Source organism: Actinosynnema pretiosum (assembly GCF_024171695.1).
GTDB lineage: Bacteria > Actinomycetota > Actinomycetes > Mycobacteriales > Pseudonocardiaceae > Actinosynnema > Actinosynnema pretiosum.
Map to the genome: position 1 here is coordinate 33150 of NZ_JAMTCF010000019.1, position 24962 is coordinate 58111.

Below are 24962 nucleotides of genomic sequence, written 5' to 3' on the forward strand. Positions count from 1 at the left end.
CGCGAGCGCGGCGTCAGGCCAGGTGCTCGGCGAGGAACGCGCCGATCCGCGCCACGGCCGGGGTGACGTGCTCGTCGCGGTCGTAGAGCGACATGTGCGTTGCCCCGTCGACGACGACCAGCTCGGCCGGTCCGGCGGCGCGCTCGACGGCCTCGCGGCTGTAGTGGCCGGTGACCGCCTCGGAGCCGATCACCATCAGCAGCGGCCGGGGCGCGAGCAGGTCGAGGCGGGCGAACGGGTCGAACTGGGCGAGCAGGTCGACGCCCCGCACCACCTGGAGGTTGTCCGCGCGGGGGTGCTGACCGCGCGGGGTCCGGTAGTACTCGTGCGTCTCGCCCTCGTGGCTGTCGCGGGGCGCGTCGGCCCAGGAATCCGGCACCCACGGCGCGCGCACGACCGGTTCGCCGCGCCCCTCGGCGGTGCGCAGCTCCCCCGCCAACTGCAGCGCCTCGCGCAGCACGGCCGGGTCCTGGGTCCGTCCGACGCCGCGCCGGACGGCGTCGCCCATGTCGGCGGCGCTGACGGTGGCGACGGCTCGCACGCGCAGGTCGGTCTGCGCGGCGTACGGGACGTACCCGCCGGACGCGCACAGCCCGAGCGCGCCGATCCGGTCCGGGTCGACCTCGACGCGGGTGCTCAGGAGGGTCACCGCGGCCTTCACGTCCTCGGCCCGCTGGAACGGGTCCTCCAGGCCGCGTGGCTCGCCGGTGCTCTCGCCCTGCCTCGCCGCGTCGAACACCAGCGCGGCGAAGCCTTGGCGGGCCAGTCGCTCGGCGTAGGTGCTCGCGGTCTGCTCCTTGACCCCGCCGCCGGGGTGCGAGACGACCACGCCGGGCAGGCGCTCGTCGGGGACGGGCCCGTTGGGGGTGAACAGGACGCCCGCGATGGTGAAGTCGTTGCTGGGGAAGGTGACTGTGGTCCGCACTGCCGCTCCTCGCTCGTCGTCACCTCCAGGTTCGCCGGGGTGCGCGCGACGGACCAGGGCCGGAACTGGCCCCCCTCCGCACCCCGCGCGCCCGTCCCGGCGCGGGGATACTCGGACGCGTGGGCGGCAAGGAGCTGGGTGACTTCCTGCGGGCGCGCCGGACGGGACTGCGCCCGGCCGAGGTCGGCCTGCCCGAGGGGCGCGGGCGGCGGGTGGCCGGGTTGCGGCGGGAGGAGGTCGCGCGGCTGGCCTGCGTCAGCACCGACTACTACACCCGCGTGGAGCAGGGCCGCCGCCGCGCGTCGGGGCCGGTGCTGGACGTGCTGGCGCGCGTGCTGCGGATGGACGACGACGCCCGCGCCTACCTGTTCGCGCTGGCGGGGCCGAGGCCCGCGCGGGGCGGGGACCGGCGCGAGGCGCACCCGTGGCTGCGCAGGCTGCTGGAGGACCTGGCGGGCACGCCCGCCGTGGTGCTGGGCAGGCGCTCGGACGTGCTGGCGTGGAACGGCCCCGCCGCCGCGCTGTTCACCGACTTCGGCCGGTTCCCGGTGCGGGAGCGCAACTTCGTGCGGCTGGTGTTCCTCGACCCGGAGCTGCGGGCGCAGTACGCGGACTGGCCGCACTGGGCGCGGCAGGGCGTGGCGCAGCTGCGGATGGAGGCGGTGCGGGACCCGGCGGATCCGGAGCTGGCCGCGCTGGTGGCCGAGCTGTCGGCGCGGGACGCGGACTTCCGGCGCTGGTGGGGAGCCCAGCACGTGGCGGCGCGCCAGTCGGGGACCAAGGTGATCAGGCACCCGCTCGTGGGTGAGCTGGCGCTGGACTGGGCGGCGCTGACCTGCGCGGCCGACCCGGACCAGCAGCTGATCACCTGGACCGCCGAGCCGGGCTCGCCCGCGCACGAGCGGCTGCGAGCGGTCGTGGGGCGCCCGCCGCTGTGACGGCGGGCGCCCCACCCGGTCAGCCCTCCTTGGCCACCAGCGTGAGCACGTCGTACTTCGCGACCGACTCGCCCTTCTGGTTCACCACGTCCGCGTCCCACCGGACCTCGCCGTACTCCTGGTCCTCGCGCGGGGTGATCTGCTTGGCCGTCAGCGTCACGGTCAGCTCGTCGCCGAAGAACACCGGGGTCAGGAACCTCAGGTTCTCCAGCCCGTAGTTGGCCAGCACCGGACCGGGCTCCGGGGAGACGAACAGCCCGGCCGCGAGCGAGACCACCAGGTAGCCGTGGGCCACCCGCGCGCCGAAGAACGGGTTGGCCCCGGCCGCCGCGTCGTCGGTGTGCGCGTAGAACGTGTCGCCGGTGAACTCGGCGAAGTGCTCCACGTCGGCCTGGCTCACGGCGCGCGGACCGGCGGTGATCGAGTCGCCGACCTTCAAGCGCGCCAACGACTTCCGGAACGGGTGCTCGTCGCCCGCCGTGCGCTTGGCCCCGGTGGTCCAGCGGCCGGTGACGGCGGTCAGCACGTCCGGGCTGCCCTGCACGGCGGTGCGCTGCAGGTGGTGCAGCACGCCGCGCACCCCGCCCAGCTCCTCGCCGCCGCCCGCCCGGCCGGGGCCGCCGTGCACGAGGGTCGGCAGCGGCGAGCCGTGGCCGGTGGACTCGCCCGCGTCGTCCCGGTCGAGCACGAGGAGCCTGCCGTGCCAGGGGGCGACGCCGAGCACGACCTCGCGCACGAAGTCGGGGTCGTGCGAGACGACCGACCCGACCAGGCTGCCCGCGCCGCGCGCCGCCAGCTCCACCGCGTGCGCGGCGTCCCGGTACGGCAGCAGCGTGGACACCGGCCCGAACGCCTCCACCTCGTGCGGCTGCGCGTGGTCGGGGTCGGCGGTCAGCAGCACCGGGGACAGGAACGCGCCGCGCTCCGGGTCGGCGTCGACCACGTCCACCCGGTCCGGGGAGCCGTGCACGATCCGCCCGGCCGACACCAGCGACTTGAGCGCCCTGCGGACCTCCTCGCGCTGCTCCAGGTTCGCCAGCGCGCCCATCCGCACGCCGCTGCTGGCCGGGTTGCCGACCACCACGCGCCCGAGCCTGGCGGACGCGGCCTCGGTAACGGCGTCGAGCAGCGGCTCGGGGACCAGGGCGCGCCGGATCGCGGTGCACTTCTGGCCCGCCTTGACGGTCATCTCGGACACGAGCTGCTTGACGAACAGGTCGAACTCGGGGGTGCCCGGCTCGGCGTCGGGGCCGAGGACGGAGCAGTTGAGCGAGTCCGCCTCGGCGGTGAACCGGACCGAGGAGCGCACCACGGCGGGGTGGGTGCGCAGCCTCGCGGCGGTGGCGGCGGACCCGGTGAAGCCCACCAGGTCCTGCTCGGTGAGGTGGTCCAGCAGGTCGCCCGCGCTGCCGCACACCAGCTGCAGCGAGCCCTCCGGGAGCAGCCCGGAACCGAGCACCAGCTCGACGAGGCGCTCGGTGAGGTAGGCGGTCGGCGAGGCGGGCTTGATCAGCGTGGGCACGCCCGCGACGAACGCGGGGGCGAACTTCTCCAGCGGACCCCACACCGGGAAGTTGAACGCGTTGATCTGCACGGCCACGCCCCGCAGCGGGGTGGCGATGTGCACGCCCGCGAACGTGCCGCCCTTGCCCAGCGGCTCCACCGCGCCGTCGACCAGCACCCGGTCGTTGGGCAGCTCGCGGCGTGCCTTGCTGGAGTAGGTGAACAGCACGCCGATGCCGCCGTCGACGTCGACCATCGAGTCGGTGCGGGTCGCGCCGGTGCGGGCGGACAGCTCGTAGAGCTCGTCGCGGTGCTCGCGCAGGTGCGAGGCCAGCGCCTTGAGCAGCGCCCCGCGCTGGTGGAAGGTCAGCTCGCGCAGCGCCGGTCCGCCGACCTCGCGCCCGTGGCGCAGCGCGGCCCCCATGTCCACGCCGTCGGAGCTGATGCGGGCGATCTCCTCGCCGGTGACCGCGTCGTGCAGTGGCGCCCCCTCGGTGGTGGGGGTGTGCCATCGACCGGAGACGTAGCTGCGCAGGACGGGCATGGGTGCGACCTCCTCGTCGGACCGGCCGGGGTGCCGACCGGCATGTCCAAGAACACTAGGGCTTTGGGAACTCCAACGCCGCTGTTAAAGACGCCTTAAGGAACCGCTCGGTAACTTCTGCCCGAACGCCGCCAAAGTGGAAGAGGAGTTTCATGCGGAAGCGAGTAGCGGTGGGCGCGCTGGCGCTCGCCCTGGGTCTGGCGGCTGCGCCGTTGACGGCCATCGGGGCGCAGCAGCCCGTGCAGTACCAGCAGGCCGCCCAGGCGGGCAAGGTCATCTGGGAGGACAACTTCGACGGCTCCGCCGGGCAGCGGGTCAACTCCTCGAAGTGGAACACCGAGACCGGTGACAACAACGGCAACAACCGCGAGCACCAGTACTACACCGATTCAGCGGGCAACGCGGCGCTGGACGGCTCGGGCAACCTGGTGATCACGGCCAAGAAGGAGAACCCCGCCAACTACAACTGCTGGTACGGCCGCTGCCAGTACACGTCGGCGCGGATCAACACCTCCGGCAAGTTCACGACCACGTACGGCAAGGTCGAGGCGCGGATGAAGCTGCCGCGCGGCAAGGGCATCTGGCCCGCGTTCTGGATGCTGGGCCAGGACATCGGCTCGAACCCGTGGCCGAACAGCGGCGAGATCGACATCATGGAGTTCCTGGGCCACGAGCAGAACAAGGTCTACGGCACCATCCACGGCCCCGGCTACTCGGGCAGCGGCGGCGTCAGCGGCAACTACACCGGCCCGAACTTCGCGGACGGCTTCCACACCTTCGCGGTGGAGTGGGCCCCGAACTCGATCAAGTGGCTGGTCGACGGCAACGTCTTCTTCCAGACCACCCCGGCGTCGGTCAACGGCAACCGGTGGGTCTTCGACAAGCCGTTCTTCGTGATCCTGAACCTCGCGGTCGGCGGTGAGTGGCCGGGCTACCCGGACGCCAGCACCCAGTTCCCGCAGCAGATGCTCGTGGACTACGTGCGGGTCACCGACACCAGCGGTGGCAACGGCGGCGGCAACAACCCCGGCGTGGTCAAGAGCGGCCGGGTCACCGGGCTCGGCGGCAAGTGCCTGGACGTGCCGTGGGCCAACAGCGCCAGCGGCACCCCGATCCAGATCGTCTCGTGCAACGGCAACGCGGCGCAGAACTGGACCTTCTACACCGACGGCTCGATCCGCGCGCTGGGCAAGTGCCTGGACGTGTCGAACAGCGGCAAGGCCGACGGCACCGTCATCCAGCTCTGGGACTGCAACGGCACCGGGGCGCAGAAGTGGGCGGTCAGCGGCGCGAACGACGTCGTGAACATCAACGCCGACAAGTGCCTGGACATCAAGGGCAACACCAGCGCCGACGGCACGCGGGTCCAGCTGTGGACCTGCACCGGCGCCGCGAACCAGAAGTGGAACGCCTTCGTCTGACGCTCGGCCTCGGCTGAGCGGGAGGTGTGGTCCTAGCCTGCGGGCCAGGGGGTGCAAGACCGGGGAGGGGCACGGGAAACCGTGCCCCTCCCCGGCTTTTCCGGCCCGTTCGCGCGCGGAGACCCCCCTGCTCCGCGCGCGAACGGCTACCTGGCCGGTGGGGGTGTGTCACCGGCCGGGTGGGGTATCGGGGTCAAGCGGAAGAGCAAAATCGCCGAGCCGCAGCAAGAGGGCGCCGCACACCGGCTGCTGGTCCCGCACTGCTGCGCAGCGCGGGCTCAGCGCACGAGGCGCGGGTGCCGCCTGGCGGTGTGCTCGCTGGTCAGCGCGGTGGCGCGGTGCACGGTCCCCGCGTCCGGGGCCAGCTCGAACACCCAGCACCGGGCCCGGTCGTCGTCCCACTCGTGGAACACGGCGACGCGCTCCCCGTCGACGAGCAGGTCCCCCGCCAGGAGGTCGGTCACGTCGGTGGGCAGGCCCAGCGCGGCCAACCCCGCCCCGTCGAGGCCGCCGTTGCGGTCGGGCGGCATCCCCGGCAGGCCCCACGCCATCGAGGCGTACCCGGAGTCGTCGGTGCGGTAGATGCCGTGCGAGTCCTGGTGGAACCTGGTGCGGCTGAACGGGACCGGCGGGTCCAGCCAGGCCTCGGCCCTGGTGACTATGCCGCCGCGCGTGGTCACGGGGACCGGTCCGCCCGCCGTGCGCGGAGTTCGTGCGGTGGTCATCTGGCGCGTGCCCTCGTTCCCCTGTCGTCGTTCGCGCTGACGACGGGGAGTCTGGTCCACCGGCCTGCAGATCGGCTTGAGGCCGGTGGTGGCGCGGTCTGGAGGTTTTCTCCAGGTCGGTGTGCCGATCCAGGGGTCAGTGGACGACGGCGGCGCGCCAGTCCTGCGGGGTGGTCTCGGCGAGCTCGCGCTCCTCGCGGGCCCCGGTTCCGCGCAGGAGTTCTTCCGCCAGCGCCCAGTGCTCGTCCTGGTGGTCCGGGTCGGCGGCGGCGAGGTCGCGCAGGGTGCGGGCGCGCCAGGTGTCCAGGCCCAGCTCGGTCCAGCCCGCCAGCGCGGTGGTGAGGTGCGCGCGGGCCGCCGCCAGCTCGCCCCTGGACAGGTGCAGCTCGCCGGTGGTGCGGGTGACCAGGGCGACGCCGAACCGGTCGTTGCCGCGCTCGCACACCTCCAGGCAGCGGGCCAGGCAGGCAGTCAGGTCGGCGGTCGGGACGTCGGGCAGCCGCAGCGCGGCCTTGGCCCACGCCTGGCGGGCGTAGGCCGCACCGAGCGCGTCGCCGACCTCGTCCAGGGCTTCGGCCGCCCGCACGCACAGCTCCGCCGACACCCGGTGCTCACCGCGCGCCCGGTGGCACAGCGCCACCCCGCGCAGGGCCAGCGCCTCGCCGCGCCGGTCGCCCGCCGCGGCGTAGCGGCGGACGGCCCGGTCGAAGCGGTCGGCGGCGGCCCCCAGGTCGCCCAGGTCGCGGTGCAGGGCGCCAAGGCCGTACTCGGCGGCGGCCACGACGGCGTCGTCGGCCAGCGCCGCGCCCAGCTCGGCGGCGGCGGTCAGGGCGGTGCGGGCGAGCTCGGGGTTTCCGCGCTCGCGGTGCGCGGTGCCGATGCCCGCCAGGCACACCGCGCGCACCGCGTCGTCCCCGGCCGCGTCGGCGCGCTCCAGCGCCCGCTCGAAGTGCGCGAGGGCGTCGTCGTACTCGTCCAGCTCGGCGTGCAGCTGGCCCAGCCCGGCCAGGACCACGGCCCCGGCGCGCGGGTCGCCGCTCTCCTCGGCCAGCGCGAGCGCGACCCGCAGGGTGCGCTGCCAGGCCTCGAACTCGTTGCGGGCGGCGAACGCCGAGGACAGCAGCACCGCGACCCGCAGCGTGGTCACCGCGTCGGCGCGCAGCTCGTGGGCGCGGTGGACGGCGCGCACGGCGGCGGCGGTCTCGGCGTCCAGCCAGCCCGCCGGGTCGGCCTCGACCTCGGCGACCAGCTCGGGGTCGGTGCTCGGGCTCCCGGTGGGGGCGGCGGGCAGGCGCGGGCTGAGCGTGACGCGGGGCAGGCCCTTCACGCCGGTCTCGGCCAGGTCGGCCCACGCGGCCAGGCAGGCGGCGACGGCGTCGGTCGCGGCGCCGGGCGGTTCGTGCTGGGCGGCCAGTTCGGCGCCGAAGAGCTGGACCAGGTCGTGGAAGCGGTAGCGGACCCGGCCGATCGGGTCGATGCCCGCCACGTCCAGCAGGCGCAGGTCGACCAGGTTCTCCACCAGGTCCTCGGCGGTGGCGGTGTCCACGCCCAGCAGCGGCGCGGCCACCCACCAGCCGAAGTCGGGCAGGTCCAGCAGGCACAGCAGGTGGAACGCGTGCTTGCCGCGCTCGTCCAGCTCGGCGTAGTTCAGGCCGAGGCAGGAGCGGATCGCCAGGTCGCCCACGGTCAGCTCGTCCAGCCTGCGGCGCTCGTCGGACAGCCGCGTCGCCAGGGACTTCAGCGGCCAGTGCGGGCGGGCGAGCAGCTTCGCCCCGGCCGCGCGGATCGCCAGCGGGACCCCCGCGCACAGGGTCGCGATGCGACGGGCGGCGTCGGGGTCGGAGGCGGTGCGGTCCGCGCCGATGATCCGGCCCAGCATCTCCACGGCCGAACCCGCGTCGAACACCTCCAGGTCGACGGCGGAGCCGAGTCCCGCGAGGCGGGCGCGGCTGGTGACCAGGACCAGGCAGCCGGGTTCGGTGGGCAGCAGCGGGCGGACCTGCTGCTCGGTGCGGGCGTTGTCGAGCACGACCACCAGGCGGCGGCCGGTCAGGTGCCGCCGGTACAGGGCGATGCGGTCGTCCAGGCCGGGCGGCAGGTCCTCGACGGGCACGCCGAGCGCGCCGAGGAAGCGGGCCAGCACGGTGGAGGCGCTGGGCGGGGCGCCGTGGCCGCGCAGGTCGGTGAACAGCTGGCCGTCCGGGTAGTGCTCGGCCAGCAGGTGCGCGGCGTGCACGGCCAGCGCGGACTTGCCGGTGCCGCCCGCGCCGGAGACCACCACGACCGGCGCGGCGGGGCGCTCGGGGCCGGTCGCGCCGAGGGCGAGGATCGCGGCCAGCTCGTCGGCGCGGCCGGTGAAGTCGTTGATGTCGGGCGGCAGGGTGCGGGTGAGCGGGCGGACCGCGGTCGTGGTGGCGGCCGTGGTGGCCGTGGCGCCCGCCGCGGCGGGGCGCGGCACGGCGGCGGCCGGGGTGGTCAGCGAGCCGTCCAGGATCGCGGTGTGCAGCTCGCGCAGGCCCCGGCCGGGTTCGATGCCCAGCTCGTCCAGCAGGTGCCGCCTGCCGTCCCGGTAGACCTCCAGCGCGGCGGCCTGCCTGCCCGACTCGGCCAGCGCGCGCATGAGCAGCGCCCGGCTCTCCTCGCGCAGCGGGTGCTCGGCCACCAGGCCGCGCAGCTCGTCCGCCGCGCTCAGCGGGCGGCCCAGCGCCAGCGCCGTCCTGGCCAGGCCGTCGCGGGCGGCCAGCCGGTGCTCGGCCAGCTCCCGCGCCCACGCCAGCGCGAAGTCCGCGTCCACGCCGTCGAGCGCGGGACCGCGCCACAGCGCCAGCGCGCGGCCGTACGCGGCGTGCGCGGCGGCGTGGCCGCCCGCGCGCTCGGCCTCGCGGGCGGCGGTGTGCTCGGCGGTGAACACGTCCACGTCGCAGTCGCCCGGCTCGGCGACGAAGCGGTAGCCGGGCGAGCTGGTGCGCAGGGCGTCGGGCAGGCCGACCTTGGCCAGCGCGCGGCGCAGCTGCGAGACGTAGGTGTGCACCAGCGCCGTCCCGGATGCCGGTGGCGCCTCGCCCCACAGCAGGTCGACCAGCCGCTCGATGCCGACCACGTGCCCGCCCTGGCGCGCGAGCGCCACCAGCAGGGCCTTCGGCTTGGGTCCCCCGAGCGCGGCCTGGACGGCGTCCGTCCCGACCGCGACCGGCCCCAGCAGCCGGATGCGCATGTGTGCCCCTCCCCCAGTTCCCGAGCCGATCCTCCCACCGGCCCCTTCGCCGGGTTCGGTTTCTCGCTCGGCCGCTTCGGGCCGCGTGCAACCCGTTGCGGGACAACGGGCCTGACCTCCCGTCCAAGATCACCGCGATTGTCGCACGCGCGCCCGACAGTGGTGCAGACGCGCGAAGGGGGGCCTGGTTGCCCAAGCCCCCCGGTGGTTCGCGATCGCGCGGGTTACTCCTCGTTCCAGCCGAGCGCGCCGAGCACCGCCGGTTCGACGATCGGGTTCATGGTGAGCATGTAGCTCGACGTCAGGTGGTTGTCGTCGAAGTACAGCAGCACGTTCCCGATGGCGGGCGGGCAGATGTCGGCGGTGCAGTAGTAGTCGGTGAAGTCGAGGAAGCTGACGTTGGCCGGGATGTCGTCGCGCCGCTCGTACGGCGGGCCGATGGTCAGCGCCACCAGGTCGGAGCGCTTCATCACGCACCGCTCGTCCTCGGCGCCGTAGCGGGCCGCGCACTCGGACGGCGAGTAGTCGTAGCGCGGGCTGTCCCGGATCGCGACGACGGGGATGCCCGCCGCCTCCAGGTTCTTCCACTGCGCGACGAAGCCGTCCGGGGTCTCCTCGTCGTGGTCCAGGCGGATGGTCCTGGTGGCCATGGTGACGACGGCGTCCGGCTTGAGGTCGACGATCCGCTCGGCCGCCGCCGCGTTCCAGTCCTCGCAGTCGCGGTCGCCCCGGACCGTCTCCGACTCGGTGGAGAACGGGCAGGCGCCCTTGATCATGGTGATGAGCTGCCAGTTGAGCCGCTCGGCGGTGGGCAGGAACGCCTCGGTGTACTGCTGGGCGTGCGAGTCCCCGACGATCACGATCTTCCTGGTGGGCTCGCCGTCGGCCGGACCGGTGCACACCTCCAGCTGCTGGGCGGCCGGGTCGGGGCGCTCGCAGCTGGCGTTCGGGATGAGCGACCACTGGTCGGTCATGGCCACCATCGGCGGGACCAGGCGGGCGTTGTCGTCGCCCGCGTAGGCGTAGCCCTCGGTGCGGGCGATCGCGCCGGGGTGGCTGTCGTCGGAGACCTCGGCGACGTAACCGGTCAGCCGCCGGTCGCTGGTCAGCTGCCACACGGCGGTGGCCGCGATCACCGGCACCATCGCGGCGGCGACCAGGCGGAACCGGCCCTTGCGGGTGGGGCGCTCGACGTAGCGGTGCGTGAAGGCGGCCAGCAGCAGGGACAGCGTGATGATGCCGAGGCCGCCCAGCAGGCCCACCTCGGTGCGGTCGCGGGCCACCAGGTACAGCACCAGGATCGGCCAGTGCCACAGGTAGAGGCTGTACGAGATGTCGCCGAGGTAGCGCAGCGGGCGGGTGCTCAGCAGCCGGTCCGCGCCGATCGGGCTGCCGGTGTGGCCCGCCAGCAGCACCAGCGAGGTGGCGACGGTCGGCCACAGCGCGGCCCAGCCGGGGAACATCGTGCCGACCTGGAGCAGCATCCCGCAGGAGGCGAGCATGAGCACGCCCAGCCAGCCCAGCGCGAGGCGGAGCCTGGCGGGCAGCTCGACCTTGTCGATCGCCAGCGCCAGCAGGCCGCCGAGGGCGAACTCCCACAGGCGGGTCGTGGTGGCGAAGTAGGCCAGCGGCTGGTTCGCGTTGGTCAGCTCCACCGAGTGCGCCAGGGACAGCGCGAGCACCAGGGTGAGCACGACGGCGACCGCGCGGGTGGCGTTGATGCGCAGGTGCCGCGCGGCGAGCGCGGCGGCCCCGACCAGCAGCGGCCAGGTCAGGTAGATCTGGCCCTGCACGGACAGGGACCAGAAGTGCTGCACCGGGCTGGCTTCGACGTGCGAGTTGAAGTAGTCCGTCGTCGTCGCGGTGAGCTGCCAGTTCTCCAGCAGCAGCAGCGAGGCGAAGACCTCCTCGACGGTGACCGGCCAGCGGTGCTCCGGCAGGAACATGACGCTGCCGATGACCGTGACCAGCAGGACCGCCGATGCGGCGGGGAACAGCCGCTTGGCCGTGTTGAGCCAGTAGGTGCGGTACTGGACCCCGCCCCGCTCGGCCATCCTCGTGAGCTGGCCGGTGACGAGGAAGCCGGAGATGAGGAAGAACGCGTCCACGCCACCGGAGACGCGACCGAGCCACACGTGGTACACGACGACGAGCAGGGCGGCGATGGCGCGCAGGCCCTGCAGTTCCGTGCGGTAGCGGCGCTTGCCCTCGACGGGGCGGGGTGGCGCTTGGGCGAGCACGTCAGAGGTCAACTGAGGGGTCCTTCAGGGGAGCCTTCGAGAGGTGGGGGTTCTCGCAGGCTCCCACGCGTTTTCCCACGCCCCTCGGGGCGGACGCGCTATCTTCAGGGTTTTGTCAGCTTTTCCAGACGCCCCGTGAGCAGCCTCGTCACGTTAAGGTGATGGGCTTTCACCCGCCCCAGGTCAGGGGTCCGCCAGGGACAGCACAAGATCAACCGGAGCATTCGGGCGAACTGGTCACGGTCTTCAGGTTCGCCCGCGCGGCGGTCTCACACCTGGAACGCGCGGGGGACCCCGCGGGGTTGCACGTCGCGGGAAAATCGTCGCGGGCGCTCGTCCGGGCGCCGCTCAGCGGGGCGCTCACCGGGGGCCGGTCGTCACCGGCCTGCCATCGCCGGGCGGTCGTCCGGGCGCGCTCACCGGGAGCAGCCGTCGCGGGCGGTCGTCGCCGGGGCACGCGGGGGCCGTGCGACGCGGGTCCTCGCCCCGCGCCGCCCGGTCCCGGTCAGTCGCGCTGCTGCTCGGCCAGGAAGCGCTCGAACTCCGCGCCCAGCTCGTCCGCGCTCGGCAGCGGCTCGTCCTCGCCGACGAGCAGGTTCTCCGAGGCCTGGGTGAACGCGTCGTACTGGCGTTCGAGGGCCTCCACGACCTGGGCCACCTCGCTGGACTCGGCGACCTGCCTGGCGATCTCGGCGTCGGTGCGGCGGGCGCTCTCGACCAGCGCGTCGCTGGACAGCGCGAGCCCGGTGGCCTTCACCACGGACCGCAGCAGGTTCAGCGCGGCGGCCGGGTAGCTGCCCTGCGCGAGGTAGTGCGGCACGTAGGCGGCGAAGCCCATCGCGTCCAGCCCGGCCTCGCCCATCCGCAGTTCGAGCAGCGCGCCCAGGTTGCCGGGCACCTGCACCCGGTTGAACGGGGAGCGCTCGATGACCAGCTCGGGGCGGGTGGCGTGCGAGATGACCGTGAGGTCGCGGGTGTGCGGCACGCCCATCGGCAGGCCGTGGACCCCGATCGCGAGCCGCACGCCCCAGCGCTCGACCAGCGCGATGACGGCCTTCGTCACGGCCTCCCAGCGGCGGTCCGGCTCGGGGCCGGTGAGCAGCAGGAACGGCGAGCCGACCGCGTCGTGCAGCAGGTGCACGACCAGCTCGGGGGCGTCGTAGTGCTCCCAGCGGTCGGTGGCGTAGGTCATGCTGGGCCTGCGGGCCCGGTAGTCCATGAGGTCGTCGACGTCGAAGCGCGCCACCACGCGGTGCTCGTGCGCCTCCAGCAGGTGCTCGGCCAGCGTCCCGCCCGCCGACCCCGCGTCCATGAAACCGTCGAAGTGGTGCAGCAGCACCGCTCCGGTCAGGTCCGGGACGTCGGAGTCGACCTCGAACAGCTCCTCCGGGTCCTGCGCCACGACGTCCTCCAAGTGTGCTTTCCGTGCCCCTTGTCCAGGTGGCAACGCCGATGGTCCCGGTTCCATTCCCGGCCGACTGGGGCGGTGTGGCGACCGTCGCGGTGACGAAGCGCACCCGCCCCGGCACGCCCCGAAGTCGGCAACGCGGCCGTCACCCGCTCGACCCGCGCGCGTCACACCAGCACCACCGGGGTCCGACGCACCCGCCACGTCCGGGTGACAGGACTTCGGCGGTCGGGTCATCGCGTTGACTTCGACAATGGTCGAGGTTCTAGCTTTCGTCACATGGACATGGAGACCACGGCCTGGCACTCGCTGCACCACGTCGCCAACGCGCGCCGGTCGAGCAAGCCGCTGTCGGTGGCGGCGCTGAAGCGGATCTGGCGGTTCGCCGACGTGTCCCGACCGAGGTTCGCGCAGTACCTGGTGGTCAGCGTGCTGGCCGCCGCGCTGGCGGTGCTCACGCCGGTGCTGGCCGGGCGGGTGGTGGAGGCGATCGTGTCCGGCGGCACGACCGGGTTCGTCGCCGGGCTGGCCGGGCTGATCGCGGTGATCGCGCTGGTGGAGGCCGGGCTGGGGCTGCTCGCGCGGTGGCTGTCGGCGAGCCTGGGCGAGAACCTGATCCTGCGGCTGCGCACCGTCGTCTACGACCACGTGCAGCGGCTGCCGGTGGCGTTCTTCACCCGCACCCGCACCGGGGCGCTGGTCAGCAGGCTCAACAACGACGTGATCGGGGCGCAGCGGGCGTTCAGCGACACGCTGTCCGGGGTCGTGGGCAACGTCGTCACGCTGGTGCTCACGCTCGCCGTGATGATCGGCTTCTCCTGGCGGATCACGCTGCTGGCGCTGGTGCTGCTGCCGGTGTTCGTGGTCCCGGCCCGCCGCATGGGGGCGCGGTTGGCGTCGCTGGAGCTGGAGGCGGCCGGGCACAACGCGGCGATGGGCGACCGGATGACCGAGCGGTTCTCGGCGCCGGGCGCGACGCTGGTGAAGCTGTTCGGCAGGCCCGAGCGCGAGTCGGCGGAGTTCGCGGAGCGGGCGCGGCGGGTGCGCGACATCGGGGTGCGCAAGGCGATGGCCACCACGGTGTTCATGACCGCGCTGACGCTGGTGTCCGCGCTGGCCACGGCGCTGGTGTACGGGCTCGGCGGGTACTCGGCGCTGCGCGGCGAGCTGGACGCCGGGTCGGTGGTGTCGCTGGCGCTGCTGCTGACCAGGCTGTACGCGCCGCTGACCGCGCTGGCCAACGCGCGGGTCGAGGTGATGAGCGCGCTGGTGTCGTTCGAGCGGGTCTTCGAGGTGCTGGACCTGGCGCCGCTGGTGGCGGAGAAGCCGGGCGCGGTGGCGGTCCCGGACGGTCCGGCGGCGGTGGAGTTCCGGGACGTGCGGTTCGCCTACCCTGCGGCGGACAAGGTGTCGCTGGCCTCGCTGGAGGAGGTCGCGGTGCTGGACTCGCGCGGCGGCGAGGAGGTGGTGCGCGGGGTGTCGTTCACGGCCGAGCCGGGGCAGCTGGTGGCGCTGGTGGGGTCGTCCGGGGCGGGGAAGTCGACCATCGCGTCGCTGCTGGCGCGGCTGCACGACGTGGACTCGGGCGCGGTGCTGGTGGCGGGCGCGGACGTGCGCGACGTGACGGCGGCCTCGCTGCGGGAGAGCCTGGGCGTGGTGACGCAGGACGGGCACCTGTTCCACGAGTCGGTGCGCGACAACCTGCTGCTGGCCGCGCCGGGGGCGAGCGACGCCGAGCTGTGGGACGCGCTGCGGCGGGCCAGGCTGGACGGCCTGGTGGCGTCGCTGCCGGAGGGGTTGGACACGGTGGTGGGCGAGCGCGGCTACCGGCTGTCCGGGGGCGAGCGGCAGCGGCTGACGATCGCGCGCGTGCTCCTGGCCAAGCCGCGCGTGGTGGTGCTGGACGAGGCGACCGCGCACCTGGACTCGACGTCGGAGGCTCAGGTCCAGGAGGCCCTCGGCGAGGCGCTGGCGGGCCGGACCGCGCTGGTGATCGCGCACCGGCTGTCGACGATCCGGTCGGCGGACCTGATCCTGGTGCTGGAGGGCGGGCAGGTCGTGGAGCGGGGCACGCACGCGGAGCTGCTGGCGGCGGGCGGGCGGTACGAGCAGCTGCACCGGACGCAGTTCGCGGAGGAGTCCGCGAAGGCGGGTGGCGGGGCGGTGGCGGCGCCGTGACCCGGCCGTCCCCCCGGTGATCCGCGACAGGTGATCCGCGACGTCGGTTCCGCCGGTGCGGCAGACTGGACCGGTGGAACTGACGCCGCGTGCCCTGTTCGGACTCGCCCGCTCGACCGTGGAAACCGCGGTCTCCGTGCCCGGTCGGGTGCTCGGGCTGCTCACCTCGGCCGAGGCCGTCGTGCGCGGGGCGGAGGAGCTGCTCGCGCGCACCCGCGCCGTGCTCGACGAGACCGAGGCGCTGGTCGCGCGGGCAGGCGCGGTGACCGCCAAGGCCGAGCTCGTCACGACCACCGCGCAGGACCTCACCACCACCGCGACCGCCATCACCACCGACGCCGGGTCCGCCGCGCGGACCGCGCGCGAGCTGCTGGAGTCCTACGCCCCGCTGGCCGAGCAGGCCCAGCCGCTGGCCAAGCGGTTCGTGGACGACCTCACCGAGCAGGAGATCGACGCCGCCATCGAGCTGGTCGACCAGCTCCCGGTGCTCACCAAGCACCTGCTGGAGGACGTGCTGCCGATGCTCGCCACCCTGGACCGGGTCGGCCCGGACATCCACCAGCTCATGGAGATCGCCGACGACGTGCGCCAGGCCGTGCTCGGCATCCCCGGTTTCACGTTCCTGCGCAAGCGCGGCGAGGACCGCGAGGACCGCGAAGAGCGCGAGGAGAGGGGCTGATCGCCCCGCCGCACGCCCCCTCGGGACGCCGCTGAGCACTCCGAATGGTCGTTTGACTCCCCGACCCGGTGTTTTATGGTCAGTCGGGCGGGGTCCCAACGGCGGTGCTCCGCCCGACGGAGGCGACGCGCATGGCGATGCCAGTGAGCGGCCGGGGCGCCCGGTCGCGCGGGTCCGCGCCGTGGTCGTCGGTGCCCCCCGACCTGGCGCGCAGGCTCCAACCGCTCGCGGGCGTGCTGGTGCGCGACGCCGTGCAGGAGATCCGGCGCTCCGTCCCCGCCTACGCCCAGCCCCTGGAGGGCAAGTTCCGCGAGGTGCTGGTCGGCTCGGTGGAGACCGCGATCGTCCAGTGCTTCGAGACGATCGTCGACCCGGACGCGCCGACCGGCGACTGGCAGGCGGTGCTGCGCTACAGCGGCCGGGTCGAGTTCCTCGAAGGGCGCACGATGGACGCGCTGCAGAACGCGGTGCGGGTCGGGGCGCGCGTGGTGTGGCGGCACCTGAGCGAGCACGGGCGCGAGCTGGGGCTGCCCAGCGACGCGCTGTTCGCCGTGGCCGACGCGATCTTCGCCTGGGTGGACGAGCTGTGCCGGGTCGCCGTCGAGGGCTACACCGAGGCGCAGGCCGGGGCGAGCGGCGCGCTGGAGCGCAGGCGCAGGCAGCTGCTCAAGGTGCTGCTGGGCGAGTCCCCGGCGTCGGCCCGGTCGCTGGCGGACCTGGCCGCGTCCACGGACTGGCGGCTGCCGGAGCGGGTCGCGGTGGTGGCGCTGGAGTACCGGGAGGACCAGCACCAGCTGCCGTCGCCCGCGTTCGGCCGGGACGTGCTGCTCGACCTGGAGAGCTCCGAGCCCTGCCTGGTGCTGGGCGGTCCCGTCGACCGGCGCGGGCTGGAGGCCGAGCTGCGCGGGCGCAGGGCGGCCGTGGGTCCGGTGGTGCCGCTGGCCGACGCGCGCCGGTCGCTGGGCTGCGCGCGGCGGGCGCTCGGGCTGGTGCGGCGCGGGTTGCTGCCGCAGGCGCGGGTCACCTGGTGCGAGGAGCACCTGGCGGTGCTGGCGCTGCTGGCCGACGAGTTCCTGGTGGAGACCCTGGTGGGGCGGGCGCTGGAGGTGTTCGCGCACCTGACCGCCAAGCAGCGGCACCGCCTGGAGACGACGCTGCTGGCGTGGCTGGGCACCAGGGGCGGGGTGGTGGAGGTGGCGGCCAGGCTGGGCGTGCACCCGCAGACCGTCCGCTACCGGATGCACCAGGTGGAGCGGCTGCTCGGCGACCGGTTGGACGACCCGGACGAGCGGTTGGCGCTGGAGATGGCGCTGCGCGCGCGGCTGCTGCTGCACGACGCCAAACCGGTCCCGCGCGCCGAGGTGACGGCCCTGCCGTCCCGCGCGACCGGCACTCCCCCGCAGGCGCAGGCGATCCGGCCCCCGCGCGCGCAGGCCCCGCGTCCGCGCCACCCGGCCCGCTCCCCCGCCAAGCCCCGCTGACGCCGCTGCGGGACGGGCGGGTTCCCCCTCCCTGCCTGGGGGAACCCGCCCCTCGCGGCGCGACCCCGAAGCCACGTCCCGAAGCGACCGCACCCCGGTCGGTTGCGCGCGCCCGCGATCGGGTACACCCGGCGCATGAAGAGGCGCATCGGCGTGCTCGCCGGGGTCGTGGTCCTGCTGGCCGCTTCCGTGCTCGGCGCGCTCACGCTGACGAAGGCGTGGGACCCGTTCGGCACCGACGTCGTCGACCGGTCGCAGCCGGCCGTGCTGAAGTCGTTGCGGGACCTGAGCCAGTTCCACGCGGCGGCGGGCGACTACCAGGTGGTGCTCGACATCGAGCAGGACGTCAAGTTCGTGCCGAGCGCGCTGGCCGGGCAGCGGACCCTGTTCGTCGCGGCGGGAACGGTCAACGCGTTCGTGGACTTCGGCGGCATGGACGAGCGGGCCATGACCGTGTCGCAGGAGAACAGGACGGTCGAGATCGACCTGCCGTCGCCGCAGCTGGACAAGCCGAACCTCCAGCAGGACAAGTGCTACGTGTTCGCGCAGGAGCGCGGGCTGTTCGACCGGCTGGCCTCGCTGGTGGAGACCCAGGACCAGCAGGCGTTCTACGTGGCGGCCGAGCAGAAGCTGGCCGAGGCCGCGCAGACCTCGGAGCTGCGCAAGCGCGCGGTGGACAGCACGAAGAAGATGCTGACCGGGATGCTCGGGGCGCTCGGCTACCAGGTGAGCTTCCGGGGGTCGGACGACTGACCGGAGCGGGCTGACCGGGGCGAACCGGCGGGCGCAGGTCGACCAGCTGTCGCGGGACGGGTCCTCAAGGGCCCGTCCCGCTCTCGTTCCCCTTGCCGCGCAATGGTTCCGCGCACCGGTCCCGCGCACCGGTCCTGGGCAACGGTCCCGAGCAACGGCCCGGCGCGCCGCCCCCGCGCTCAGCCGAGCGAGGCCGCCGCCTCCCGCACCGCCGCGAGCTCCCGCCGCGCCACCTCCGGGAAGCCCAGCCCGTTGTCCGGGGCGATCCACCCGGCGAACGCGGCCCGGAACGCCAGCCCGCCCAGCTCCGCCGCGACCCCGGCGGCCGTCGCGTCCAGGCCGCGCGCCCGCAGCGAGGTGGCGAACGCCTCGGTGAGCGAGGCGATCTTGAGCAGCTCGCGCTCGCGCAGCTCGCTGTGCGCCTGCACGACGGCCTGCCGCTGCCTCGCCCACTCCAGCCGCTCCGGCCCGAAGAACGCGCCCATCGCGTCCAGCGCCAGGCCGATCACCTCGTACGGACCGGCCTCGGCGGGCGCGGCGGCGATCGCGGCGACCAGGGCCTCGTTCAGCGACTCCTGCCCGTCGAAGAGCACCTCGCGCTTGTCCGCGAAGTGCCGGAAGAACGTGCTCTTGCCCAGCCCCGCGCCCTCGGCGATCCCGGCGGCGGTGGTGCTGTCGTACCCGCGCTCGGCGAACAGCGCGAGCGCCGACCGCTGCAGCCGCTCGCGGGCGTTCGGCTCCCATCTGCCCATGCCCCCATCCTATGCGACAGGACTCGGTCCCATCACTGTGCTACGGTCATGAGACCAAGTCCCATCACTGGCGGTGGGGCGGCACGCGGAGGAGTGGGACATGCGGGTTCTCGTCACGGGCGCGTCCGGCTGGGTCGGCCGGGCGGTCGTCCCCGAGCTGATCGCGGCGGGCCACGAGGTCACCGGCCTCGCCAGGTCGGACGCGTCGGCGGCGGCCGTGGAGGCGGCGGGCGCGCGGGTGCTGCGCGGCGACCTGACCGACCTGGCGGTGCTGCGCGCGGGCGCCGAGGCGGCGGACGGGGTGGTCCACCTGGCGTTCGTGCACGACTTCACCCGGTTCGCCGAGGCCGTCGAGATCGACGCGGCGGCCATCGCGGCGTTCGGCGACGTGCTGGCGGGCACCGGGAAGCCCCTGGTGGTCACGGCGGGCACGCCGTTCGTCGCGGGTCGGGCGTCCACCGAGCACGACGGCCTGGCGCCCACCGGCGCGCCCGGCGACCGGGGTGGGAACGTCGCGCTGGCGCTGGGGCTGGCCGAGCGGGGCGTGCGGGTGTCCGTGCTGCGCCTGCCCAGGTCCGTGCACGGCGAGGGCGACCACGGGTTCGTGGCGATGCTGGTCGAGGCGGCCAGGGGGACCGGCAGGTCGGTGCACGCGGGCGACGGGTCCCAGCGCTGGCCCGCCGTGCACGTGCGCGACGCGGCCCGGCTGTACCGGGTGGCGCTGGAGCGGGCCGAGGCGGGCGCGGTGCTGCACGCGGTCGGCGACGAGGGCGTGCCGCTGCGCGCGGTGGCGGAGGTCATCGGACGCCGCCTCGGCGTGCCCTCGGGCAGCGGCGACCTCTCGGGGCTGGGGTTCGTCGGCGCGCTGATGGGCGTGGACCAGCCGTCGTCGGCCGCGCTGACCGCCGAGTCCTTCGACTGGCGCCCGACCGGTCCCGGCCTGCTGGCGGACCTGGAGGCCGGGCACTACTTCGCCTGAGCCGGATCGTCGCGCCCCCGCCCCACCGCGTCACGGGCGTCCCGCGTCACCGTCCCGCCGCGTCACGGGCGTCCCGGACCGCGCTCCCGATCAGCGACAATGTCCGGGTGAGGCGCAAGCAGAGACCGGCCGGGCTGTCCCAGCGGCACGGGTTGGACCCGGCCAGGGTGCGGATGCCGGAGGACGGGCCGTGGGCGACGCTGCGCGACCACCTGGTCGACCGGCTCCCCGTCCCCGCCGAGCGGGTCGACCTGATGCTCGCCGAGGGCCGGGTGCACGACCTGGCCGGACCGGTCGCGCCGGACGCACCGTTCACACCCGGCGGCGCGGTGTGGTTCCACCGGGACCTGCCGGTCGAGGTCCCGGTCCCCTTCGAGATCTCCGTGGTGCACCGCGACGACGCGATCCTGGTCGTGGACAAGCCGCACTTCCTGGCCACGATCCCGCGCGGCAAGCACGTCGTGGAGACCGCGCTGGTGCGCCTGCGCCGCGACCTCGGCCTGCCCGCGCTCAGCCCGGCGCACCGGCTGGACCGGGTCACGGCCGGGCTGGTGATGTTCGTGGTCGACCCGGCGCTGCGCGGGCGGTACCAGACGATGTTCGCCGATCGCCTGGTGCGCAAGGAGTACGAGGCGATCGCCCCGGTGCGCGACGACCTGGAGCTGCCGCGCGTGGTGCGCAGCCGGATCGTGAAGGAGAAGGGCGTGATCACCGCCCAGGAGGTGCCGGGGCCGGTAAACGCGGAGACGCGCGTGGAGCTGGTGGAGCGCGAGGGGGACCTGGGCCGCTACCGGTTGCTGCCGACGACCGGGCGCACGCACCAGCTGCGGGTGCACCTGAGCGGGCTCGGCGTGCCGATCGTGGGCGACGACTTCTACCCGGTGCTGCGGGAGAAGCCGCTGGACGACTTCACCGACCCGCTGCAGCTGCTGGCGAAGGTGCTGGAGTTCACCGACCCGGTGACCGGCGAGCACCGCCGGTTCACCAGCTCGCTGGCGCTCCAGGCCTGGGGGTGAGCCCGGCGCGGGCGGGTGGTGCCACACCCGCCCGCGCCGCGCGGTCGTCCAGGGGGACCCCGGTCAGCTCAGGTACTTGAGCATCTGGGTGATCTGCGCGGTCCGGGACTGGAACACGCGCTCGGCCAGCTCCTTGGTCTGCTGGTTCACGCCGTTCTCCCGCACGACCTTGGTCAGGTCGACCGCGTTGTGCTGGTGCGCGATGAGCAGGTTCAGGAAGGCCGTCTCGAACTCGGCGCCGCTCTTGCCCGCGACCTCGGCGATCAGCTCGGGGCTGGTGGAGTGGTCGCCGCCGTGGTCGGCGTGGACCTGCGGGTCGGTGCCGGAGGACTCGGGCTCGCCCCACTCCTTGAGCCAGGACACCATGCTGTCCACTTCGGACTTCTGGGTGACCTGGATGGCCGAGGCGAGGGTCTTGATCTCGTCGCGGGTGGCGCGGGTCTCGGCCAGCTCCACCAGGTCCTGGCCCTGGCGGTGGTGCTCGATCGCCATCTGGAGGTACATGACGTCGCTGGCGTTGTGGTCGCCCGCGCTCTGCCCGGACGCGGCCTGGCCCGCCGAACCGGTCGCGGCGGCAGGGGTGGGCCCGGCGTCGCCGCCCGACCCGCAGGCGGACAGCAGCAGCGCGCCCGCGAGCAGCGCGACGACGCCGGTGGCGCGCCTGTTCTTGTTCTGTGCCATGGGCTTCGTGCTCCTCAAGGGCAGGGGGACGCGCCCCCGGCGCTGGCCGGGGGCGCGATCAGCCGGTGGTCAGAGCCGCTGCCACAGGGCGGGCGTGGCGGAGGGCTCCCAGCCGGGGAGGGTGGTGTGCCCCTGGATGCACTTGTAGGTGGCGCCGCTGTAGGTCACCTGGTCGCCGGTCTTGTAGGGCGTGTTGGGCGCCCACTCGCCACCGCCCGACGGCGGCTTCTGCGTGGTGGTGGTCGGCTTCGGCGCGCTGGGGGAGCTGCTCGGCGGCGTGGTGCCGGGAGGCTGGGTGGTGGTCGGCGGCTGCGGCTTGCTGCTGGTGGGCGGCTCGGGATTGGTGCCGCCGCCACCGACCTGCAGGTCGATGCAGCTGTAGAACGCCATGGGCGTGTCGCCGATGTTCCACACGGCGAGCACCTTCTGCTTGCCGGTGCGCCCACCGAGGTCGACCGAGTGGCTCACGGTCGCGCCGGGGATCTTGTTGCCGTCGTTGAACTCGGCGATCTTCTGGCCGCCGATGAAGTACTGCCAGGTCGCGGTGGCGTGCCGCGCGGTCAGGGTCCAGTTGAAGGTGGCCTTGCCGCTGACGTTGGTGGTCGGCCAGTCGCGGCTGTCGTCGTTCAGCTCGGAGAACTGGCTCAGGCCGGCGTCGCAGCTGGTGAGGCCCTTGGGGCCCTCGACGCTCTGGGGCTCGTACTTGATGTTGCCGCAGGGGACCGCGCCCTGGGCGCAGAACGCCTGCCTGCTCGGCGGCGACGAGACGTAGCCGTGCGCGCTGGCGCTGCCCGCGGCCAGCACGACGAGGAACGGGGTGACGCCCACGCCGGCGAGGACCGCCGCGAGCTTTCGCTTGAATTCCATCAGGTGTCCAGCTCCTCACGAGGGCGCGCTCCGAGAGCGCGCCCTTGGCAGGGTTTCGTGCGCGAGAGAGGACGTCCAGGTGTGCCGGACCCGCAGGGTTTGGGTATCGGCGCGCCTTCAGGAGGGAGACGTCGACCATCGCGTGGTCTAGACCATAAAGCGATATTGTCAAGCGGGTCAAGGTAGTGAACCAACTGGCGTGACGTCACGTAGACCACCACGTGAGGGCCATGCGGCGCAAGGGCGGCACGCCGATCGCGAGCCGCGTCACCAGGGGTGGGACGCGGCGGGCCGGGGTGCCGACCACGCGCTGCGACGGCGGCGGGACCGGCCGTGGCCGAATCGATCAGGGCGTGCGGTGGAAATCCGGGCGGTGTTCGACCGGGGCGTCGAGGTGGTGCTTCCCGGATAGAGCGGAGACCTTTCCAGAAGGCGTGGAACTCGGGTGCGCGCCGCTCGTCGGAGCGCGTTTTCGGTGCGACGCCGAATTCCGAGGCCGGACCGCCCGGTTTCCCGCACCCCTGGTCGCGCCGGGCGCTTTCCCCGCGCCCGGCGACCCCTCGGGCCGGTCGCGGCGGCACGTCGGCCGCCGCCGCGACCGGCCCGCCTCCACCCCCGGCGCGTCGGCGCGGGGAGAACGGGTAATCACGTGGACGTGGAGCACTCGGAACCGCGGTGGCGCGCGGCCGTCCCGCACTCGGTGACGGCGCACGACGGCACGGCGCTGCCCGCCGCCGAGGCGGGCGCGGGCGACGCGCTCCTGCTGTGCGGCGAGCACCCCGAGGACCTGACCGGTTTGGCCGAGCTGCTCGCGCCGAGACTGCGGGTGATCCGCTGCGCGGTGCGGCCGGAGCACGCCGAGCGGGACGCGGAGGCGGCGCGGGAGCACTTCGCGCTGGACACGATGTCGTTGCTGGGGCACGGTTCCGGCGCGGCGGTGGCGCTGCGCTACGCGCTCGCGCGGCCGGAGCGGGTGGAGGCGCTGGTGTGCGTGCCGGACGGCGAGCCGGAGTTCCCGCCCGGCTGCGCGGGCCTGGCCCCGCCGACGCTGCTGGTGGAGGGCGGCGAGCCGACGGAGTGGGCGGAGCTGCTGTCCGACGAGGCGCCGTCGGTGCGCAGGGTGGTGCTGCCGGACGCCGGGAGCCCGCCGTGGACCGGGTCGCCGGGCGCCTTCGGCTGGGCGGTGCTGGCGCACCTGGGCGTGGGCTAGCCGCTCTCCTTCGCCCGCAAGGACTTCCTCACCCCGTCAGTGGTTGATCGCTCTGCCGGTGGTCGACCGCTCTGCCAGGGATCGACCGCCCCGCCAGGGGTTGATCGCCCTAACTGTGGTCGACCGCCCGCCGGTGGTCGACCGCCCCGCTGCTAACGCCGAGGGCCCCTCCCCACACCGGTCGTCCCGGTGCGGGAAGGGGCCCTTCAGCGCTGCTCGTCAGCGGAGGTCCGCCGGTGGTGGGGTCGAGAGCGGCCCACCACCGTCCGGGCCGACGATCAGCAGTACAGGTTGCCGCCCGGCGTGGCGCCCAGCACCCCGACGAAGCGGTTGTAGGCGTCGACCCGGCTCTGGACCTGACCGGGGTTGCCGCCGTTGCACTCGATCGACCCGTTGATGCTGCGGATCGTCTCGCCGAAGCCGCGCCCGTTGACCATCGCGTTGTGCGGGGTCATGGTGCCGGGACCGGTCTGGGTGTTCCAGTACCAGAGCGCGGTCTTCCAGGCCACGGCCGAGTCGTTCTGCACCAGCCACGGGTTGGTCAGCAGCGGCAGGCCCAGCGCGTCGCCCGCGGCCTTGTAGTTGAAGTTCCAGCTGAGCTGGATCGGGCCGCGGCCGTAGTACGCGGCGTTGCCCGCCGGGCACCCGTACGGCTGGCCGGTGTCGCAGTAGTGCGGGTAGTTCGCGGTGTTCTGCTCCACGATGTGGACCAGCCCGCCGGTCTCGTGGTTGACGTTGGCCAGGAAGGCCGCCGCCTCCTGCTTCTTCACCGTGTCGCTGCCCGTGTTGGCGAAGCCGGGGTACGCGCTGAGCGCCGCCACGAGACCGCTGTAGGAGTAGAAGGAGTTCCGGCCGGGGAACATCGAGTTGAACTGCGACTCGCTGACCACGAACGAACCGGGGTTCGGCGGCTGGTCGCCACCGCCGCCGCAGGTGTGCGGCTTCCAGTACCAAGTGCTGATCACCGGGTCGTAACCGGGGTTCTCGTGCTCGGCGATGTAGTACTTGCCGTTCGTGTACTTCACGATGGACCCGGCGGCGTACCACTGACCGGCCACCCAGTTCGGGTGGTTGCAGTTGCCGTTGCCGGGCTGGGTGCCGCCGCCGCACCCGTTGTGCGGCTCCCAGTACCAGGTGCTGATGACCGGGTCGTAACCGGGGTTCTCGTGCTCGGCGATGTAGTACTTGCCGTCGGTGTACTTCACGATGGAGCCAGCGGCGTACCACTGGCCCGCGGTCCAGGTGGTCCAACTGCAGTCCGCCTGGACGGCCGCGGCGGTCTTGGCGCTCGCGGGCTCGGTGCCCGCGGTCGCGGGGATGACGGCCGCGAGCGCCGCCACCACGACGAGGGCGGCGGAGGCCGCCACCGCACGGATTCTCGACACGTGATCACATCTCCCGGTTGGGGCGCTTTGCGTGCCTGACAGTCTCCAGACTCAACCGGATTG

General features: G+C 73.9%; 19 protein-coding genes. 9 read left to right on the top strand and 10 right to left on the bottom strand.

Features of this window, described 5'->3' with window-relative positions; all coding sequences use genetic code 11:
* Positions 1–13: 13 nt before the first annotated feature.
* Positions 14–925, bottom strand: a complete 912-nt coding sequence (locus LV78_RS31710; protein ID WP_253849701.1) for an alpha/beta hydrolase — start codon at positions 923–925, stop codon at positions 14–16.
* Between the two features lie 119 nt (positions 926–1044).
* On the opposite strand from LV78_RS31710, the gene LV78_RS31715 reads away from it, so the two are divergent.
* Positions 1045–1863: a helix-turn-helix domain-containing protein gene (locus tag LV78_RS31715; RefSeq protein ID WP_253849702.1), complete on the top strand. Its 819-nt coding sequence runs from the start codon at positions 1045–1047 to the stop codon at positions 1861–1863.
* Positions 1864–1882: 19 nt separating this feature from the next.
* Here LV78_RS31715 and paaZ read toward each other — a convergent pair whose 3' ends face one another.
* Positions 1883–3910 (bottom strand): phenylacetic acid degradation bifunctional protein PaaZ, encoded by a 2028-nt coding sequence (paaZ, locus tag LV78_RS31720; RefSeq protein WP_253849703.1) that lies wholly within the window; start codon positions 3908–3910, stop codon positions 1883–1885.
* Between the two features lie 152 nt (positions 3911–4062).
* Between paaZ and LV78_RS31725 the strand changes: the two genes are divergently transcribed.
* Entirely contained in the window at positions 4063–5331 is a 1269-nt protein-coding gene (locus LV78_RS31725) for a family 16 glycosylhydrolase (RefSeq protein ID WP_253849704.1), read from the top strand.
* Between the two features lie 278 nt (positions 5332–5609).
* On the opposite strand, the gene LV78_RS31730 is transcribed toward LV78_RS31725, so the two are convergent.
* The 4 genes from LV78_RS31730 to LV78_RS31745 form a co-directional block, all read right to left on the bottom strand.
* Positions 5610–6056 carry a hypothetical protein gene (locus LV78_RS31730; protein ID WP_253849705.1) on the bottom strand — a complete coding sequence of 149 codons (447 nt, stop codon included), beginning with the start codon at positions 6054–6056 and terminating at the stop codon, positions 5610–5612.
* A gap of 136 nt (positions 6057–6192) precedes the next feature.
* Entirely contained in the window at positions 6193–9270 is a 3078-nt protein-coding gene (locus tag LV78_RS31735) for an AfsR/SARP family transcriptional regulator (protein ID WP_253849706.1), read from the bottom strand.
* Positions 9271–9494: 224 nt separating this feature from the next.
* Complete coding sequence (locus tag LV78_RS31740; protein ID WP_253849707.1) at positions 9495–11522, bottom strand: acyltransferase family protein; 2028 nt, start codon at positions 11520–11522, stop codon at positions 9495–9497.
* A gap of 493 nt (positions 11523–12015) precedes the next feature.
* Positions 12016–12912 carry a proteasome assembly chaperone family protein gene (locus tag LV78_RS31745; RefSeq protein WP_253849708.1) on the bottom strand — a complete coding sequence of 299 codons (897 nt, stop codon included), beginning with the start codon at positions 12910–12912 and terminating at the stop codon, positions 12016–12018.
* Positions 12913–13203: 291 nt separating this feature from the next.
* Here LV78_RS31745 and LV78_RS31750 point away from each other — a divergent pair, with 291 nt between their 5' ends.
* From LV78_RS31750 to LV78_RS31765, 4 genes are all read left to right on the top strand, one after another.
* Complete coding sequence (locus LV78_RS31750) at positions 13204–15096, top strand: ABC transporter ATP-binding protein (RefSeq protein ID WP_372495011.1); 1893 nt, start codon at positions 13204–13206, stop codon at positions 15094–15096.
* A 73-nt stretch (positions 15097–15169) separates the two neighbouring features.
* The gene (locus LV78_RS31755; protein WP_253849710.1) at positions 15170–15775 is read left to right on the top strand and encodes a hypothetical protein; all 606 of its coding nucleotides are present in this window, start codon (positions 15170–15172) and stop codon (positions 15773–15775) included.
* A gap of 131 nt (positions 15776–15906) precedes the next feature.
* Entirely contained in the window at positions 15907–17256 is a 1350-nt protein-coding gene (locus LV78_RS31760) for a PucR family transcriptional regulator (RefSeq protein ID WP_253849711.1), read from the top strand.
* Positions 17257–17391: 135 nt separating this feature from the next.
* Positions 17392–18009 (top strand): DUF4230 domain-containing protein, encoded by a 618-nt coding sequence (locus LV78_RS31765; RefSeq protein WP_253849712.1) that lies wholly within the window; start codon positions 17392–17394, stop codon positions 18007–18009.
* Positions 18010–18188: 179 nt separating this feature from the next.
* Here the strand turns inward: LV78_RS31765 and LV78_RS31770 are convergent, their stop codons facing one another.
* Positions 18189–18761, bottom strand: a complete 573-nt coding sequence (locus LV78_RS31770; protein ID WP_253849713.1) for a TetR/AcrR family transcriptional regulator — start codon at positions 18759–18761, stop codon at positions 18189–18191.
* Between the two features lie 100 nt (positions 18762–18861).
* Between LV78_RS31770 and LV78_RS31775 the strand changes: the two genes are divergently transcribed.
* Together LV78_RS31775 and LV78_RS31780 are read left to right on the top strand one after the other, a co-directional pair.
* A complete protein-coding gene (locus LV78_RS31775; protein ID WP_253849714.1) occupies positions 18862–19740 on the top strand; it encodes an SDR family oxidoreductase in 879 nt (292 codons plus the stop codon).
* Between the two features lie 107 nt (positions 19741–19847).
* Positions 19848–20756 carry an RluA family pseudouridine synthase gene (locus LV78_RS31780; RefSeq protein ID WP_253849715.1) on the top strand — a complete coding sequence of 303 codons (909 nt, stop codon included), beginning with the start codon at positions 19848–19850 and terminating at the stop codon, positions 20754–20756.
* Positions 20757–20819: 63 nt separating this feature from the next.
* Here the strand turns inward: LV78_RS31780 and LV78_RS31785 are convergent, their stop codons facing one another.
* Both LV78_RS31785 and LV78_RS31790 read right to left on the bottom strand, forming a co-directional pair.
* Positions 20820–21437 carry a DUF305 domain-containing protein gene (locus tag LV78_RS31785; protein WP_253849716.1) on the bottom strand — a complete coding sequence of 206 codons (618 nt, stop codon included), beginning with the start codon at positions 21435–21437 and terminating at the stop codon, positions 20820–20822.
* A gap of 69 nt (positions 21438–21506) precedes the next feature.
* Positions 21507–22304, bottom strand: a complete 798-nt coding sequence (locus LV78_RS31790) for a lytic polysaccharide monooxygenase (RefSeq protein ID WP_253849717.1) — start codon at positions 22302–22304, stop codon at positions 21507–21509.
* 655 nt (positions 22305–22959) lie between these two features.
* Here LV78_RS31790 and LV78_RS31795 point away from each other — a divergent pair.
* Positions 22960–23514: an alpha/beta fold hydrolase gene (locus tag LV78_RS31795; protein ID WP_253849718.1), complete on the top strand. Its 555-nt coding sequence runs from the start codon at positions 22960–22962 to the stop codon at positions 23512–23514.
* 278 nt (positions 23515–23792) lie between these two features.
* Here the strand turns inward: LV78_RS31795 and LV78_RS41845 are convergent, their stop codons facing one another.
* Positions 23793–24899: a glycoside hydrolase family 19 protein gene (locus LV78_RS41845; RefSeq protein WP_253849719.1), complete on the bottom strand. Its 1107-nt coding sequence runs from the start codon at positions 24897–24899 to the stop codon at positions 23793–23795.
* Positions 24900–24962 lie beyond the last annotated feature (63 nt).

Excerpts from the sequence above, each read along its gene's own strand:
- LV78_RS31765 (WP_253849712.1), top strand. The coding sequence starts at position 17,392 with ATGAAGAGGCGCATCGGCGTGCTCGCCGGGGTCGTGGTCCTGCTGGCC.
- LV78_RS31735 (WP_253849706.1), bottom strand. The coding sequence starts at position 9,270 with ATGCGCATCCGGCTGCTGGGGCCGGTCGCGGTCGGGACGGACGCCGTC.
- LV78_RS31760 (WP_253849711.1), top strand. The coding sequence starts at position 15,907 with ATGGCGATGCCAGTGAGCGGCCGGGGCGCCCGGTCGCGCGGGTCCGCG.
- LV78_RS31775 (WP_253849714.1), top strand. The coding sequence starts at position 18,862 with ATGCGGGTTCTCGTCACGGGCGCGTCCGGCTGGGTCGGCCGGGCGGTC.
- LV78_RS31785 (WP_253849716.1), bottom strand. The coding sequence starts at position 21,437 with ATGGCACAGAACAAGAACAGGCGCGCCACCGGCGTCGTCGCGCTGCTC.
- LV78_RS31790 (WP_253849717.1), bottom strand. The coding sequence starts at position 22,304 with ATGGAATTCAAGCGAAAGCTCGCGGCGGTCCTCGCCGGCGTGGGCGTC.
- LV78_RS31730 (WP_253849705.1), bottom strand. The coding sequence starts at position 6,056 with ATGACCACCGCACGAACTCCGCGCACGGCGGGCGGACCGGTCCCCGTG.
- paaZ (WP_253849703.1), bottom strand. The coding sequence starts at position 3,910 with ATGCCCGTCCTGCGCAGCTACGTCTCCGGTCGATGGCACACCCCCACC.
- LV78_RS31750 (WP_372495011.1), top strand. The coding sequence starts at position 13,204 with ATGGAGACCACGGCCTGGCACTCGCTGCACCACGTCGCCAACGCGCGC.
- LV78_RS31770 (WP_253849713.1), bottom strand. The coding sequence starts at position 18,761 with ATGGGCAGATGGGAGCCGAACGCCCGCGAGCGGCTGCAGCGGTCGGCG.
- LV78_RS31725 (WP_253849704.1), top strand. The coding sequence starts at position 4,063 with ATGCGGAAGCGAGTAGCGGTGGGCGCGCTGGCGCTCGCCCTGGGTCTG.